Source organism: uncultured Gimesia sp., assembly GCF_963976445.1.
Classification (GTDB): Bacteria; Planctomycetota; Planctomycetia; order Planctomycetales; family Planctomycetaceae; genus Gimesia.
Map to the genome: position 1 here is coordinate 24,320 of NZ_CAXBKP010000024.1, position 16,895 is coordinate 41,214.

A 16,895-nucleotide genomic window follows, 5' to 3' on the forward strand; every position below is an offset into this window, starting at 1 on the left:
CAACTAAAAAGAGAGACTATTTCTTCTTTTTAGCGGCTTTTTTCTTAGCAGCTTTTTTCTTTGGTGCTGCTTTTTTCTTTACTGTCTTCTTAGCTGCCTTTTTCTTTGGGGCGGCTTTTTTCTTAGCAGCTTTCTTCTTTGGAGCAGCTTTCTTTTTAGGAGCAGCTTTCTTCTTCACTGCTTTTTTCTTTGGAGCTGCCTTCTTCTTTGGAGCAGCTTTCTTTACTGCTTTTTTCTTTGGTGCTGCTTTTTTCTTTGCCTTTTTCTTTGCCACCGCAAATCCTCCTTTGAGAGTTAAACGAGGGCTGCCTTGCCGCTGGCTCCGGGCTATAAGTCGGCAAAGGTCTGCCACAACGAATAAGAATTGAGCTTGTCAACCTTGACAAACCCCGATGTTCGCCCTCGTTGAAAACGAATGTTTTTTCAATCAAATGAATTCTTTAATTGACACTCATTACGCAATAAGGACTTACATCTATTTGTTGGCCATCATCGTAAATATTTCCAAAAATTCTGCAAGCCATTTATTCATGTTTTGCGAGTTTTAGGCTTGCTGTAAAGCTCCGCGTACTTTGCGTTTAAAAGTAAAAGTGCGCAGAAAACAAATTGACTTTCGTTGTGTGTTGCTGATTCGTTAAAAAACAAGAGGTCGTTTTAACTCTACTATAGTAGAACAAAAACGACCTCTGTTATTTTGTTTGAATCAATTTGTCTGTTCGTATTACTCTTTAAACAAGAGCCGGTTCGTTTTTAAAATGAAGCGAAAAAGGGGGAAGATTTTTTTTGACCTTTTCGAAAATATTTTTGCTTCATCGCTTGATTTGAGGGTTTTAGACGCTTTCCCAAACCTCTTTCATGTAACGAAAACTTTCGCGCGCGATAAATTCACACCCCGGTTCGTAGTCAAAAACCTCGACTGAGATCCATCCTTGGTAACCACTTTCCTTCAGCGCTTTGAAGATCGGATGGTAATCGGTGTCCCCCATTCCCGGTCCCAGGAGATTGAGATCGTTCACATGGAAATGACCCGTCTGAGCGGCATGCTTATGAATGAGATCCGGAATTGATTCTGTTTCTGCTCCCAGCATGGCTTTCACATCCTGGTGCAACACAAAATTATCTGCTCCCACCATGTCGATCAGCTCTATTGCTTCCGAACAGGTGTTTACAAAGTCGGTCTCTTTGGTAGTTAAAGGTTCCATGCAGATCCGAACGCCTCGTTCTGCAATCGCAGGCAGACAGTTTCGGAAAACTTCAGCTGCGTTTTCATAAGCCTGAGTTCGAGACATTCCTGCTTCAATATTGCGCTGAAACGGCGAGCCAAAAACCATTAAATCGCCGCCAAGATCCGCACACAGATCTCCCAGTTCGACCAGATAATCGGCTGTCTTCTGGCGGACGGCCACGTCGGACGTGGTCAAATGCAAGCCTTCCGTTTTTGCCAGAAGCCAATGCAGGCCAATGATTTGCAGCCCCCGGCTTTCCGCCGTTTCTTTGAGCGATATTCGCTGGTCTGCTGAAATTGCTGAAGGCCGATCAGCAAAGGCAAACGGGGCCAGCTCGATTCCTTTGTAGCCAATCTCCGCGATCAGGTCACATTGTTTTTCCCAGTCCCAGTCAACGAACAATTCCTGACAAATGGCAAACTTCATGTAAGTGTCTCACTTTAACGAAAGAAAAAAATACAAAAGGCATCCCAGCTTTTGAGAATAGCAGGCACTTAGGCATTCATCGAGCCTTAGCCGCCATTCTTCCAGCAGCTTTTGTGGATTACTGGCATTGGATTTAAGACGTGATTCATGAACCCAAAACAGTGCGAAAACGGTCTGAATTCAAATACTGTACCAACATCGTTCACCGAACAGGTATCGATTATATCGATGGAACGGTTTGTGGTGTCCAACAGGAAAAGGATGAGTGATTAGGCATGGATAAATGGGCCTCGGAGTCAAGCAGCGTCAAGTTTAGTGACGAAGTAGATTCTAACTGTTTCCAGTTTTCAATTTTGTTTGCTGAAATAATCATGTAGAGGAATAGACCAATGAAAAATGCAACCTGGATTCCCCTTCTGGCGGCCGCTCTGATAATGGCCTGCTTCGGGGAGCAAGCCCAGGCAGGATACCTGGGAGCAGGTAGTTATAATTGTTGCCCCACAGAAGCATGTACTTCTTGTGGCGATTACAGTGCTGCCAAAGAATGCTCAAGTACCTGCTACAAAACTGTCGTTGAAACTGTATGGGAAAAGCAGAACTATACCTGTCAAAAAACAGTGTATGATACGGTCTGCGAAAAAGTTCCCGTGCAATACAGCAAGAACGTATACAAGACCTGCTACCGTGATGAATGCTATACGGTTTGCAAGCCGGTGTACCAGACCTGTTATCGTGACGTCTGCTACAAAGTCTGCCGTCCCGTTTACAAAACCTGCTACCGAACTGTGACCTGCAAACGCCGACGGCCCGTGTATAACACCTGCTATCGTGATGTCTGCTACACAGTCTGCAAGCCGGTTTACAACACCTGCTACCGAGATGTGTGCTACAACGTGAGACGTCCGATTTGTGAAACCCACTATCGCGATGTTTGCTGCACCATTTACAAAACGAATTACAAAACCTGTTACCGGGATGTATGTCGTACTGTTTGCAAGCCCGTTCATACATGGCAAGACGTTGAAGTCTGCTGTGGCGAATGGAAAACTACAACCGAGCATTGCCCCGGTCCAGTTGTAGATAAATGTGTCTGTGAGCCTGGAACCTGGGAATACGATTGCAGCTCATGCTGCCCGATCTACAAGCCTGGTTGCTGCAAAACAGTCAAAGTACAGTGCCCCGGCACAACAATCTGCCGACGAATCTGGTGCCCCAAGACGGTCACTCGAAAAGTCTGCTGCACAACTTATCAACGCGAGTGTAAACACGAGCGGGTTCCTTACACAGTATGTGAGCGAGTTCCCTGCACGATTACCAAGAGGGTTCCATACACCTGCGTTCGTTATGAGTGTGAAACGCGAACCAAGAAGGTTCCTTACACCACCTGCAGGATGGAACGTGAGTGCCGCACCCGCAAGGTTCCTTACACCACTTGCTGCTGGAAAGAAGAATGCGTAACCAAACAGGTTCCTTACACCACTTGCACCATGGTTTCAGAATGCCGGAGCCGCAAGGTTCCCTACACCACCTGCAGCTATGAGCAAAAAACCTGTACCCGTAAAGTTCCTTACACCACCTGTGAGCAAGTATGCTGCACACGGTATGTAACCCGAAGGAAGTGCGTACCACGAACGGTTTGTGTTACGAAGACACGATGTGTGCCGAGACAAGTTTGTCGCAAAGTACCAGTTACTGTCTGCTGCCCCGCGCCGAAGACATGTACTGCTCCTGCTCCCAAGACTTGTATCAGCAACTAGTCAAAGTGAAGCCAGAAGAGTTTTCAGCAATTGAAAATTGAAACTGCGAGAAGGCGGTTGATCTCAGATCAGCCGCCTTTTTTCTATTCTGACAGTCAGGAATTCATTTCCTTTCAGGCATACTGTGTTACTTCAGAAAGCCTTCCCTTCCAGATTGCTGCAAGGAGCTTCTTTGTAATTAAACATCGTTCTCTCCGCATGTCTTACCCAACAATACCAATCTTTCCTCTTCTATGTGTGCAGAGAATTCCTCAGTTAAAGCTTTTACTCCACAGGAACTCTGTCTGCAGACAGATTCAGTTACTTGCCTGGTTCCAGTACGTGACACCTTCGACCAGGATGAAGTCGTCAGCGGATTGTAGACTGGTTAAAAAAAACACCGGTCTTTACTTCAAAGACAGGCGTTTTAGATTGGCAGGTTCGAATTTCAGCAATAGTCATTCGAGCGCCAGAGATGCAGTGAGGTTGTATCATCTGGCTCCGGAGTGGTCTCTTTGGGCATGTCCTTAGGACCGGAGTCATCTACTAAAACTCGCCGATGGTTTCGCCGCCCATCATGCTTCCCAAAGCACCCCAGACCCCATAAGGGCTTTGACCGGTCGTCACCTGGGCTGCGCTCGAATTGCCGGAATCAATATTTTCACTGACGAATCGGACCGCACCGTCACCCATCAAAACATGGCAACCGCCTGTATGCATGCTGCTGGCAGAATAGATGCCCCACCCCTGATGTCCTCCTGAAGAACAGGAAGGACTATTCGGAGGAAGTACTGTAGTAACCCCGGAATAGAAGGGATAACCAATGGCCCAGCGCTGGCCCATACGATGGCTGTCCATCGTCACGTTGTAAGAATTCCCTGTGACTGTCGCCAGACAGGCTGCCGGATTCGTATCTAAGTTAGAAACAGTGGCGGCGGCGCGCCCCAGATAAGTCCCGGTCCCTCCCAGTTCCCGTTCTGCCATGAGAATGGTATTACTGCTGCCATCTATAAAGTCACGCATTCGCGTATCGGATAACCAACCGAAAGCGCCACGTGGATTTTTCGAGGAAATATTGTCGTTAATCGTATCACCGACGCTGAGACAGTAACTGCGCGGTGCCAGTCCGCCTTCTGCACGAGGAGGAACGGGTGAAGACGGGCAGAGCATAATAGCCAGATGTGGCTGAGGAAAAGTGGTCGCGCTATTGGGACGGCCTCCCTGGCTCGGTAGTGCTGAAATCTCATTCCAGAGAGGCGCCTGATCGAGGAAGGGGAGTAAAAAAACGATCCCGCTCATCCAGCTGCGATTTCCCGTGCCGGTATCCAGTAAACCGGCTCCCGTCACATCGCCACCCGCGCCTCCTTTCAGGCATGGCAGCATACGGTAGGTCTCTGAGTAATTATGCATCGCCAGTCCGAACTGCTTCAGATTATTCTTGCATTGAGAGCGACGGGCTGCTTCACGCGCCTGCTGGACTGCTGGCAGTAATAAGGCAATCAAGATGGCAATGATGGCAATCACGACGAGTAACTCAATCAGAGTAAACCCACGAATCTGTTTTCTCAGTGGGGGTTGTTGCATGATTCTCTCCTTCTATTTCAATAAATAATGACGTTGGTCGATTTTGGCTCAGATGAGTATTTGAGAACGCAATTGACAATTTCGAACCTTCAAATAATGGGAGAACGCTTTCTGATGAAACTTTTCAAGGGGACGCCACCAGCACTCGAAATTCGTCGACGAAAGACGTCCCTGTGAATAACTGGAATGACAATTTTTTTCGGTCTGGTGAAAGCACGATGACATCCTGCCTGGTACCATCCTTGGAGAGTCTGATCTCAATTTCCTGATGCTTGATTTTCTGTCCCGGAAATTGATGAAACACTGGATTCAGAAACTTGTCAGAAGCTCCCAGCATTTTATTGGTCGTAATGATGCCCAGTATGGGTTGATCAAATTCAATTTCGCCGGCAGCCGGCATCATATCGTCCTGGTTACTGGCAGGATCGTAGTAAACACGATAACAGTCCACTTTCATGCCGCGCGAAATGACATCCGATTCTTTTTCGATCTGGTCTTGAGACCAATATTTTCCTGGTTGAGAGATCGAGACCTTGAGATCAGAGATAAGTTGCACATCACGTTTTTCCGGAAACAGAAAAACAGTTTCATCACGTTCCAGGACCTGAAAAGTTCCCCGGGCAATGGCAGCCGGCATGTGTTCCTGAAAGACGACCGATTCCGAGAAGCGGAGAACCGGATAATCTCGTGAGATCAGAGGAATGAAATCGCTGCTGGAATAGTTCTGTGTTTGTATTTTTCTGGTGACCGAATCAATCTGTACTGCTTCATTCGCCCGGATTTCATGCGACGGTCCATCGGCAGTACTGTTTCCTACCTGCACCTTGCCGCGATACACCTTAATCTCGGCATTTCGTTCTGCACCGACATTGACCGAAAACGAAGTTCCCAGATCAACAATGCGGCCAGCGTGTGTGTCTACAGTAAAACCGTGTCCCGATTCAGGCACGTCGGCCACGACCTTTCCCTCTTCGAGATAGAACTCATTTGATCCGTTGGTCGTAAACAAAGCCGGCGCTTTCAGATTAACCACAGACCCCGATTCGAATCGAATTTCAATTTCGCCCCGTAGCAGGTGCCGATGAGAGCCAGATAGCAACGGCTCATGATCATTGATGGGCCCCGTTTTCCAGTAGCTACCTTTCACCGGGAAAACGTGTGCAACTGGTGTTGTCAGATGCACAAACAACAGTCCGCCTAAGACGAGGCAAATACAGGTGAACGCATAGAGAATCTGGCTCCAGTTTCGTTTTGCAACCTGGAAAGATACTGGCAGATGCGTCTGTTTCTGTGAGTCAGGACTGTCTGTGTAGACCCATTCCAACTGTGCTTGTAACGCTGAGAACTGTGCAAAAAACACTCTGGCTTCCGGGTCTGATTTCAAACGTTCCTGCAGCAGCCTGAGTTTTGATTCATCCAACTGGTTGTCAAAATAGAGTGCTACCAGTTTCGGGAGCGGATCTTCCCATTGGGCTGAACGTTCCGTAATCATCAGATGCGAGACCTTGCTGCGATTGTTTTTTGAATGCAATCTTGAAGTCGTAGCCTGATCCGTAATAGCATCACGCCAATGGCTTTTTCTGACTTGCCCCAATATCCCGCAATATTTTTGAGGGGCATGAATTGGCCATACCGTTGCTGCATCATTTTCTGTTTGTCATTCGGCAGCATCGTGATACAGGAACGCAAGGCTTCGATCTGATCATTAAAAAGATCAGGCATGCCCTCAATCGTTTCAGACATACTGTTGAGTAACTCATCATCAAACAATAACCGACTTCGTTTTTTGTCGCGCCAGTACGATTGGATTTTGTAAAACGCAACTTTGCGTGACCAGGCGAGAAAGTTGGTACCGGGAGTGAAACTATCCCGCTTTTCCAGCAAACATTGATTGATGTCCTGCAGCAGATCCCGAGCGTCTGTCGTATTTCCAATCAGGGAAAGCACATAGGCGTGAAGCGGCCCCTGATGTTGCAACAGTTGCTGAAAAAATACGTTGTTAACAACGACTTCGTTCATCGGATCGTATTTAATTTCTAATCAGTGTCAGGTTAATAGTGTCAGGTTAATATTTGATGAATCGGCGAGATCCCTGCTTACACCATTCCAGCCAGGGGGGGTGAAACTACAGTGAAAATCTGATTTTCCAATATTTTTTGCAATTTTGATTTATCGCAAACGATTTAACTCGAATTATCTTTTCATACTACTCGGTAATCGACGTAAGCAATTAATAAACAACACCACTTCGCCTGCGGGTTTTTACTGACAAACAGGGTCTACAGAGAGTGAGTCACATCACCAATGCAGCAGAAACCCCTGTTTTGAGAAGGTATTTTTTTTCTGAATCACATTTTTCACTGGAGATGGACTCGATAAGCTGTGATATTCAACTGTTTAATACGTTATTTCCCCCATACATCAGTCATTCAGATGCCGGAAACGGATCGATTTATAATTTTCAGGAGACAATGATGGGAGATTCGAAGCACTATGTGATTCGAGGCGGTATTGAAGGACGGGAACGCTTGCGGATACTGGCCCGTGTGATGCATGAGAGTACGGGGACCCTGCTCAATCGGCTGGAGCTGTCTGATGGGCAGCTATGTCTGGACGTCGGTTGTGGCGGCGGTGATGTCACGCGTGAGCTTGCCAACCACGTGGCGCCAGCAGGGAAAGCTGTGGGAACCGATATCGATGCAACGAAACTCGAAATCGCTCGGGAGGAATCAGAGGAAGCGCGAATCGAAAATATCGAATTCCGATTATCCAATATTTGTGAAGCGCTGGGCGCTCCTGAATTTGACGTCGTCTATTCGCGGTTTCTGCTGACCCATCTCAGCGATCCGGCGGGCGCAGTCAAGTCATTCTTGCGACAACTTCGGCCCGGCGGCATTCTTGCTCTGGAAGACATCGACTTCAGTGGCTCCTTTACTTACCCTGACTCTGGAGCCTTTCGTAAGTTTTACGATCTCTTCTGTACGGTTGTGCGAAACAGAGGCGGCGACCCAAATATGGGGCAACGACTGCCGCTGATTATGAAAGAGTGCGGCCTCCAAGCGATCCAGGTCTCCTTAGTCCAGCCAACGGGACTCGTCGGCGATGTGAAGCGGCTCAATGCTCTGACCATGGAAAACATCGCCGACACGGTATTGGCAGATCAGCTTGCGACGAACGAAGAGATCGATCAAATTGTCAGAGAGCTTTATGAGTACGCCGCCGACGAACGAACTCTGGCAGGAGTCCCCCGCGTCGTACAGGTCTGGGGACGATTACCTTTTGCTTGAGTGTTATTTCCATCAACGACTAGAACTAACTATCGCGTTGATTCTTATTGCACCCCGGATCCAGGGGAACTGGTTTGCCTGTTTTCTCGATCGGTTGAGTGAAGAGGTACTTCCAGACATCTTCGTGAATGTATTTGCCTTTCGCATTCTTACCCGCGTTACCGCCGGGGACCACCGAGGAATGGGCGCGGCGGATATTCTTCTTCACATCAAAGTCAGTGATCAGCCGGCGTGTATTCCCATAAGGGGGTTTTGCTTGATCCACGTTGACAATCGGACCATATTCATGCAGACCAATTAGTTCCCAGGAACGACAGTAATGATCTGCGGTCCAGCCACCATCCAGAACGTGTGAAAAGCCGAAGTAGCGATTATTGGGCGTCGCGGAAGAAAGCGACTGCCAGTTCTGCAACTGATCCCGCGGACCACAAAACATAACGACGCGGCCGACCTTTTGATGCTTGGCAAAACGGGCGGCCGTGGTCGAGCCGTGCGAACTGCCCGCCATGATCACGTCTTCCCAGCGAAGGTCTTTCCCATCTGGAGTCAGATAATAATCCCATTTGCCTTGCGGGTTCTTTTTCGCCAGCCATTTCACAAACTGCAGCGCGCGTTCTTTCATGCCATCCGGTTTGGGAATTTCCACTTGATTGCTGAAATTTTCTCCGGTGGCCGCTTCCAGCCGCACGTTTCCGCGGCAGGTTTCTCCCACAGGTTGTTCACGGCAAACTTTGGAAAACCAGCGGTTGGCGTAATGTACCTGAATCGCATGCAGGCCGTAGCTGGAGAGGCGATCGAACAGCTGACTGTTATATCCCATCAGCCAGATCACCAGTTTCCCCCGAGGCTTGACGCGGGTATCAACGACGGCATGTTCCAGATCTTGAACCTTGCCTTTCGCTTCGAAAACGAAGTCTATCTCCGGATGTTCTTTGGTTCTCGGATCAATTTCACTGGCACGAGCCGTTAGCTTGTATTCCTGTCGCTTGGGGCCTGAATAGCGAAGCTGCCGTTTTTCCTCAGCCTTGAGCGGACTGATTGAAAGCAGAGACAATAACACGAGGAAACAGAACGATTTCAAATGCATGATCTTTCACCAGAATTAAAAGCGGAGCAGAGGAAGGTGACATCTTGTGAGGACTCTATTATATAGTCGCAGGCCCCACGAATCCTCACTCTGATCTCTTCATCTGGCGAGAACTTGAAAAAAGTCTGCAGACCGCTGAGCGAAAGACGATTGTATGTACAAAAAATCGTGACACACATTAATGAAATGTGTGCCACGATCGAAATTACTTGTTTTAAGTTTTGGTATTTTCTAGAACAACCCGCCGAAGGTATCCAGGAACATCGAGCTGACGCTGGAGGGATCATCGTAATGCCACATCGTGCGGATCAGGTCATACATCATGATGGAGCAAACCAGCATTAACAGCGTGGAAATCCCCAGTGCGGCAAAGGTGCCTGCACCCCATTCTGGTTCCGGTGCTGCCATAGCTGCTGCACCGCGGCCACCAAAGGCGGCGGGGGCGACAAATTCCGCATGGCTTTCACCACTCTGGAACGAGTCATCGAAATCATCATCATCGGCATCATAAATGTCATCGAAGTCATCATCTTCGTCATCAAAGACATCCGAGATGGCATCGTCGCTGGCGAATTCATCGTCATCTTCAAACATGGCAGACTCGCTGTCATCGTCGTCGGAATCCAGTATAACTGAACCCGAAGAGCCTCCCATGTCGTCGTCTTCATTCAGCATCAGCACGCTGGTGTCTGCACTCGAATCAGACAGATCAAAACTACTGTCTGCATCGTCATCCAAAGAGGGGATTTCCAGAGTGGCATCTTTATCAGCGGACATCATTGGAACCGTCTTATCGACGTCTTCCACATCAAACGGTTCGAGAGAAATCCCACTGTCGGCGGTGATGGAAATGTCACTGCCGGTGTCGTCATCCAGCGAAATCCCGCTCTCATCATCAGCCACCAGGGAGATTCCACTTTCGTCGGCTGCTTCCAGCGAAATACCACTGTCCAGCGGACCGGCCAGTGAAATACCACTGTCCGATGCCAAAGAGATGCCACTGTCTTCTGCCAGAATGGAAGAATCATTCCCTTCATCGGAAACCAAAGCGACGTCACTGTCGCTACCGAGATCAAAGTCTTCATCGCTGATCAGAGCCACGTCGCTTTCACTGCCGGCGATGTTTGAATCATCGGCGACCAGCTTTACATCGCTGTCACTGCCGGAATCCAGATCGAGCATATCAAATTCTGGTTCTGAATCGGAATCAACCAGTTTCACGTCGCTGTCACTACTAAGATCGATGCTCGAATCGTCTGTCAAACTCACATCGCTATCAGAATCTTCTCCCACGACGACCAGTTCCGGTTCGCTATCCAGCAGCAGGTCATCACCATCATCAACGACGAGACGCACATCACTGTCGGAACTACTCAATTCAACAGGCTCATCATCATCGTCATGGACACTCCCTCGAATCACAGTGGCCTGCTCGCCAACTTCATCCTCATCGATGACACTTTCAGTCAGCTCGTCCCCTTCCAGGATTGCGGAACCGAATAAATCGTCGTCATCATCGTCTTCAGAAAACAAAGGAATGGCTGGATCGGAATCAGCCTGGCGGGAACGGCCTAATTCCTCGATATCTTCCATGCGAAATTTCCATGCACCCCGATCTGCAAATCCACGAATGTCACCCGCTTCTCTTATGCGGTTTAATTCGTCTTTATCCATTCCCAGCTCTGCTGCTGCTTCTTCGAGGTTCAGATATTTTTTGGCCATTGTGGCACGACTCCGACATCAATGATGTAAATTGAGAATTGAGGATCTATTAATCGTCATCGGACGCTCGTCTGTGAAATTTCAGTCGTATCAACCCTGAAAATAGTAGACGAACGCCTTTGCGAAGAAAGTATGGGTTCTTTTAATAATGCCAGTGACATCAAGAACTTCTTTTCGCATCCTGGCGAGAACCAGAATTTATGGTCAAGAAGTTAACCGAACCCCTTTACTTATCTATTTTTATTCTAAATTAGAACTGGTCTGTTGCAAGTACCTTCTTGCCGAATCGATCGTACTTATGCAACAATTCTTCCCCGAACCATATGTCCACTTCCGCCCAGTACTGATTCCCTAAGACAGATCGGTTAAACAGGTTATACGGAATGTGGCTCTATCCCCTGATCGGAGAGGACCAAACCTGCCACATCAGTCCATGATTAACAGGGCATTTATTGGCCCAGTTCCCGCTTCAATGCGGCTAACTCGGATTCAATTTGTTCGCAACGGGAGGGAGTCAGTATGGGGTCTTCGCTAGACGTTTCCGGGGTGGCTTGTACGGAAGTTTCTGTCAGTCCTGCTTTTTCCGTTAATTCCAGTTGCTTGCGCTTTGCTTCGGCTAATCGTGCCTGCAGCGCATGCAATGTGGTTGTCAAATGTTCGCAAGTTGCCACAGCAGCCTGATGTTGCTGCTCCATCCCGGCCATCAGATCCTCGATTTCCTGTTTGCGAACCAGCGAATTTCGTGCTTCGGCTTCATCCCCTGTCGCCAAGGCATTTTTGGCTGCTTCTTTCCAATGAAAGATCTGCTGTTGATGCTCCTGCAGTTCTTTCTTAATTGACTGTTCATTGGTAGTTGCTGTTTTTACACTTCGATTAGCACCGGCAAGGCCCTCTTTCATCTCCGCAATAATCTGCTCGATCTCTTTAACAGGATCAGCGGCATTATCAAGTAAATGGGTCAGATTACAGGTAACAATGTCAGTGAGCCGACTGAAATAGCTCATTCCCCTCTTCTCCGTACTGTAGTAAATGGTTCATGAAAAGAACGCAAATTCGAAGGCCCTGGTTAAGTCAACGCAATTCACGAATGTCGGGTTCATTTATTTCTTGAGATCTCAATAATTAAGGTCATTGATTAATTCTGCTGCGGCCCCGTCACTCCCACCAGCTTCAATTTCTCTCGTAATTTCTCTCGGGCCAGCCGCAAACGACTCTTCGCTGTCGCCAGATTAGTCTCCATCACTTCCGCGACTTCGTTCAGGGTCAGTTCAGAGTAATGATGCAAGGTAAAAGTTAAACGTTGATCTTCTGGAATGGTTCCCAGCAGTTCGTCCACAATCAATGCCAGTTCTTTGATATTGGCTTTCTCTTCCGGTGACACCACTTCACTGGCCAGTCGATTCAGCGAATCATCATCATCCGCCATTTTACCAGTATAAGCCTTCACCAACGCGTCGTGAGATTGACGGCGAATACTGTCGATCATCAGGTTACGTGCCACCCGGTACATCCAGCCACGAAATCGACCTTGAGGCAAATAGTCCCACGATTGATTATAAACCCGTAGCAGTGTTTCCTGCGAAAGATCTTCCGACAGCTGGGAATCCCGGGTATTGCGGAAAAAAAAACCGATCAAAGGTCCCTGATATTTTTCTACGAGCTCATCAAAGGCGCGCAGCTCACCACTTTGAATTCGAATCATCAATTGATCGTCTTCGTTCATGGTGTTCTTTCCAGAGAGAAGCATTCGGATTCAAGACATCCGCTCAGGTTCTGAATCTGAATGCTGACAAGCCTGCCCCCAATGTCACGCACTTCTGAAAACGCAGACCGGCGCAGAAATGCTTTCTATTATGATATTCTAATATTGTGATCAGAAATCCTATAGAATTCACCTCCAAACCGCTAACATTTCAGTGTTGAATTACTTTTCACTCAAATCAGTAGCAAAATCAGCAAAACTTCTACACGTCACGGACTATTGTGAGCAGCTATTGAGTACCGCGGGATATTGTTGTGTCGATCACGGAAACTGTCAAAATTGAATTGAACTACGGCTTTACCGGAAAGTTTCGTTGCGAAATTCCCTCAGAGCGACTGATCTGCTACCACCAGGCACCAGCGCCACTGGAAAACGTATTACAGTCAACCGAGCAGGTGTTGAATAATCCGCTGGAACTTCCCCCACTGGATTTAGCCGTCGTTCCGGGAGACAAACTCACCATCACCGTTGATTTTCAGGTTCCCGCAGCCAGTGAAATCATTAATGCCGTCTGGGAGTTTCTGTCCGATTGTGGAATTGAAGCCGGCGATGTGACGATTCTGCAAACACAATCCGGCGATCCGGAACTGAATCAAAAATTAAAAGACGCCATCTCGAAAGAACTCCAGGAAGGGGCGCAATGGGTCATTCACGATCCCCAAGATCAGGATTCACTTGGCTATCTGGGGACCTCAGCGGGGGGAGAGCGGATTTACCTCTCGAAACATTTACTCGAAGCCGACTTCATTCTGCCGATTGAGCTGGTGAGCTTTGATCCACTGATTGGCTATGCTGGCGGCGGCAGTTCGATCTATCCCGGCTTTTCTTCGCAGGAGGCGGTTATTAAAAGTCGAGGTCAGTCGCACCGGGAACTGACTCCCGCAGAGAGTCGCCCCTTGCGTCAACTCATTGACGAAGTCGCCTGGATTCTGGGATTGCAGTATAGCCTGCAGGTCATTCCTGCTGGCGGGTTGCAGGTTTCGGAGATCATTTTTGGCAGCCTGGAAGCCTCGTTCCGAAAAGCAAAGACGCTTCTGGATCAATATTGGAAGTTGGAGCCGGAATACAAATCGGAAATGGTCATCATTGCTGTCGAATGTGGTCCGGCAGGTCACCAGTGGAATCAGTTAGGCCGAGTTCTGGAGACAGCCCGAAACCTAGTGACGCAGGATGGGCGCATTGTTCTGCTGACTCAAATCGAAGCGGATTTCGGTGAAGGCATGCAGATACTATCCAGCTGCCATGAACCCCTGGATGCGATCAAGCCACTGCGAGATAAACAGCCCGGCGATCTCGTAGCTGCAACCCAAATGGCGCTGACCGGAGACTGGGCACTGATCTGTCTGTTGAGTCAAGCCAGCAGCGACGATATCGAAGATCTGTTTATCATTCCACTCGAAAACGAAGCTGAAGTGCAACGCCTGCTGCAGACAGACGAAACGGTTTCCTTCATCGCCTCAGCTCAACACGTTTACGGGCAACTCAAACAGGAATAGTGTGATACAAGCAGACGCTCTGTTTTAACCGACGGGTAACCCTGCCGCCTTGAGGACTGTTTCCTGAACGTGATAGTCGTGCTCGTAGGAAAAATCAATATCCTTTTCGCGGCGGATGATTCGTGCCATATCAGCCACGTCATCAGCATAGCGCGTGTAGCCAGCAAATTTGATTTCCTGCTTTCCTTTGCGAAATTTCCCCTTCGCATTCGCAAGCGTTAAACTGGCAGCCGGCCTGCCAAACGGCTGCAGATGAAACGTACCTTCTGATCCACATACGACAATATGCCTGCGATCAAAGCCATTGACTTCATTACAACTGGTTTTGACCGACGCCAGCGCTTTCGGATAGCTAAAAACCGACAACATATTGTCCTGCAACGTGTCATCAATATCAGAAGCATGCTGTGAGAACGCGGTGACCTTTTCCGGTCTTCCCAGAATTTCGACCACCAGATCAACCACGTGGCAGCCGAGTTCGAACATCATGCCGCCTGGCTGAGATTCCATTTTGGTGCGACTGTTGGCGTCCATTTTTTTGCTGATCACTGTGTGCACTTCAAAGGGTTCACCGAGCCAGCCTTTTTTAAGCAGGTCCCGCAGCAGTACGATTCCGGGGTTGTAACGATACATATATCCCATCTGCAGCAGCAGATGTTTTTGAGCCGCCTGATCCAGAATCCGTTTGAAGTGTGGCAAAGAGAGCCCCGCCGGTTTATCCAGGTGAATGTGCTTGCCCGCGGCGATGCACGTTTCGGCCGTGGGTAACAGATCAGGCACCAGCGTCTCAACCGCCACCGCCTGCAGACCTTCGATATTCAGCAGTTGTTCTTGTGTCAGAAAAGGGAGTCCCTGATAAATGCCCGTCGATTCGGCGTACTTGCGCAGCTTTGGATCGGGCTCGACGACACCCACGACTTCGTATTCGTCCGACTTGCGAAAGGCCTGCATTTTTCCGCCGGCATGTGGATGGCCGACTCCAATCTGACCGAATTTGATTTTCTTCACGATACGATTCCCTATAGGGCTTACCCCGGATTATTTGGATTTCACTTCTCGCAGTAACCGAATTGTTTCTGCCACCATTTCTTCGCCACCTCCCGGTCGAATGACCGAATTCATCGGCTCGTATCCGCCCCCCTGATACGAGAGTCGGGTGGGAATGTAAACCGGGTCATTGCTGTTGGATAATTCGATGACGATTGTTTGACGATAAGGGGAAAGGCGTTTAATCGTCAGCCCCAGGTCGACAAAAACCTCGCCTGGCAATCCGACGATGGCGGTATCTTCACCAATCTGAAAGACCTGAATTTCAATCGGAATCGTCTTACCCGTTCCCGCCAGCCCCACAGAAGGTTTCCGCTGAGGATCTTTGAACAGTGTTTCCGGCGATCCCTGTTGAAGCAGATCCAGATAAATAATTTTGAACGCTTTCACTTTTTCCAACGTGGGAATCTTCTCATTGTTTTCAATGCGTTTAATCGTGGCCCGTGCATCCGCTAAATCTTCGCTGGTATAAGACTGCATGGGAATCTGAAGTACAGACCGCCCGAAGGCCAGATTGGGTTTGACCGGCTGCAAGTCTTTCATCGCTGTCAGAAACGCTTTGCCCAACTGGCTGCCGATAAAGTCCGGTCGGTTGCGTTCTTTGACGCGTGGATTGGCGTGGTTGATATCACCACAGGTTCCCGCACCGAAGGCCGAAAAAAATTTGGGATTCAATTCCGATTTCAACATGCGTTCCAGATAGGCAGGAAAGTCAGCGCTGCATTTGTCTCCGCCCGTTGTATCGAGGTGCAGTGCGTAGACACTCAAGGCACCGACCGGTGTTCCTGTCGGAGAACGAAACATCAGAATATCTAATTCGGGATCAATGGGACCTGCAGAACGCACCACGTTCTTGTTACGAAAATTCGCCCAGGTACTGATGGTCCCGTCTTTCATGACAAACCGACGGTTAAACGCCACGTTCGTTTCTTCACCAGAACCGGTCTGCATTTCAAGCGGCTGTAGATTTTTACTTGCATCAACGGCCGACTGGGCAATCGCTTCTACCAGCGCCGCCGGATAAGAGGTCGGCTTTGTCTCTGGAGTTATTCCTGACTGAGAAAGAATATGGCGGCAGAGGTCTTTGGCATAATCGGGGCCGGTATGTGTGTGCGTGCCACAAATCAAAACCTGTTCGCCGGGAATTCCTGTTTGAGCTTCAATCTGGTCCCGTACCAGTCCAGCCAGATCCGCAGAGATGCCGAGAATGTCGCAGGCAATCACAACCAGCTTAGTATTGCCTTGCGAGAAGACCATCGCCTTGGCATGCAACGAGTCGAGCGCGCCCGTATTTTTCCGTTCGTGATAATAGCCGCTGAGGGGATAACCGACGGGCGGCGTAATTTCCACCGAGGCCAGACCGACCTTAAATTCATTCGTCTCAGCGGCCGGCGCGGTGCGAGAGATCACAACAGAAAGAAGTACGACAGATAGAATATAGACAATTCTGAACATCAATTAACTCACTGGAATGACAGGGGGCGGGTGGAAGTCTAGAATAAACGCTGAAATTCATCGTAAA

General features: G+C 48.7%; 14 protein-coding genes. 3 read left to right on the forward strand and 11 right to left on the reverse strand.

The genetic code is table 11. The features are described 5' to 3' along the window. Positions 1-16: 16 nt before the first annotated feature. Complete coding sequence (locus tag AAC022_RS21175) at positions 17-274, reverse strand: hypothetical protein (protein ID WP_339734299.1); 258 nt, start codon at positions 272-274, stop codon at positions 17-19. Positions 275-830: 556 nt separating this feature from the next. Then, on the reverse strand, positions 831-1,652 hold the full coding sequence (locus AAC022_RS21180) for a sugar phosphate isomerase/epimerase family protein (protein ID WP_339734174.1): 822 nt from the start codon (positions 1,650-1,652) through the stop codon (positions 831-833). Between the two features lie 434 nt (positions 1,653-2,086). Here AAC022_RS21180 and AAC022_RS21185 point away from each other — a divergent pair, with 434 nt between their 5' ends. Further along, the gene (locus tag AAC022_RS21185; protein ID WP_339734297.1) at positions 2,087-3,409 is read left to right on the forward strand and encodes a hypothetical protein; all 1,323 of its coding nucleotides are present in this window, start codon (positions 2,087-2,089) and stop codon (positions 3,407-3,409) included. Between the two features lie 525 nt (positions 3,410-3,934). On the opposite strand, the gene AAC022_RS21190 is transcribed toward AAC022_RS21185, so the two are convergent. The 3 genes from AAC022_RS21190 to AAC022_RS21200 all read right to left on the reverse strand — a co-directional run bounded on the left by AAC022_RS21190 (position 3,935) and on the right by AAC022_RS21200 (position 6,991). Continuing rightward, positions 3,935-4,972 (reverse strand): DUF1559 domain-containing protein, encoded by a 1,038-nt coding sequence (locus AAC022_RS21190; RefSeq protein WP_339734176.1) that lies wholly within the window; start codon positions 4,970-4,972, stop codon positions 3,935-3,937. 124 nt (positions 4,973-5,096) lie between these two features. After that, positions 5,097-6,464, reverse strand: coding sequence for a FecR family protein (locus AAC022_RS21195; protein WP_339734178.1), 1,368 nt, complete (start codon positions 6,462-6,464; stop codon positions 5,097-5,099). After that, positions 6,464-6,991: a sigma-70 family RNA polymerase sigma factor gene (locus AAC022_RS21200; protein ID WP_339734180.1), complete on the reverse strand. Its 528-nt coding sequence runs from the start codon at positions 6,989-6,991 to the stop codon at positions 6,464-6,466. Before AAC022_RS21200 ends, AAC022_RS21195 begins: the two co-directional genes overlap by 1 nt. A 452-nt stretch (positions 6,992-7,443) precedes the next feature. On the opposite strand from AAC022_RS21200, the gene AAC022_RS21205 reads away from it, so the two are divergent. Next, entirely contained in the window at positions 7,444-8,259 is an 816-nt protein-coding gene (locus tag AAC022_RS21205; RefSeq protein ID WP_339734182.1) for a methyltransferase domain-containing protein, read from the forward strand. Positions 8,260-8,284: 25 nt separating this feature from the next. On the opposite strand, the gene AAC022_RS21210 is transcribed toward AAC022_RS21205, so the two are convergent. The 4 genes from AAC022_RS21210 to AAC022_RS21225 all read right to left on the reverse strand — a co-directional run bounded on the left by AAC022_RS21210 (position 8,285) and on the right by AAC022_RS21225 (position 12,791). Further along, positions 8,285-9,346 carry a hypothetical protein gene (locus AAC022_RS21210; RefSeq protein ID WP_339734184.1) on the reverse strand — a complete coding sequence of 354 codons (1,062 nt, stop codon included), beginning with the start codon at positions 9,344-9,346 and terminating at the stop codon, positions 8,285-8,287. Positions 9,347-9,577: 231 nt separating this feature from the next. Further along, complete coding sequence (locus tag AAC022_RS21215; RefSeq protein ID WP_339734186.1) at positions 9,578-11,068, reverse strand: hypothetical protein; 1,491 nt, start codon at positions 11,066-11,068, stop codon at positions 9,578-9,580. A 449-nt stretch (positions 11,069-11,517) separates the two neighbouring features. Next, complete coding sequence (locus AAC022_RS21220) at positions 11,518-12,072, reverse strand: PspA/IM30 family protein (RefSeq protein WP_339734188.1); 555 nt, start codon at positions 12,070-12,072, stop codon at positions 11,518-11,520. 131 nt (positions 12,073-12,203) lie between these two features. Beyond that, on the reverse strand, positions 12,204-12,791 hold the full coding sequence (locus AAC022_RS21225) for a sigma-70 family RNA polymerase sigma factor (protein WP_339734190.1): 588 nt from the start codon (positions 12,789-12,791) through the stop codon (positions 12,204-12,206). Positions 12,792-13,084: 293 nt separating this feature from the next. Here AAC022_RS21225 and AAC022_RS21230 point away from each other — a divergent pair, with 293 nt between their 5' ends. Continuing rightward, on the forward strand, positions 13,085-14,326 hold the full coding sequence (locus AAC022_RS21230) for a lactate racemase domain-containing protein (protein WP_339734192.1): 1,242 nt from the start codon (positions 13,085-13,087) through the stop codon (positions 14,324-14,326). Between the two features lie 24 nt (positions 14,327-14,350). Here the strand turns inward: AAC022_RS21230 and AAC022_RS21235 are convergent, their stop codons facing one another. Continuing rightward, the gene (locus AAC022_RS21235; RefSeq protein ID WP_339734194.1) at positions 14,351-15,334 is read right to left on the reverse strand and encodes a Gfo/Idh/MocA family oxidoreductase; all 984 of its coding nucleotides are present in this window, start codon (positions 15,332-15,334) and stop codon (positions 14,351-14,353) included. 30 nt (positions 15,335-15,364) lie between these two features. After that, positions 15,365-16,828, reverse strand: a complete 1,464-nt coding sequence (locus AAC022_RS21240; RefSeq protein WP_339734196.1) for a neutral/alkaline non-lysosomal ceramidase N-terminal domain-containing protein — start codon at positions 16,826-16,828, stop codon at positions 15,365-15,367. Positions 16,829-16,895 lie beyond the last annotated feature (67 nt).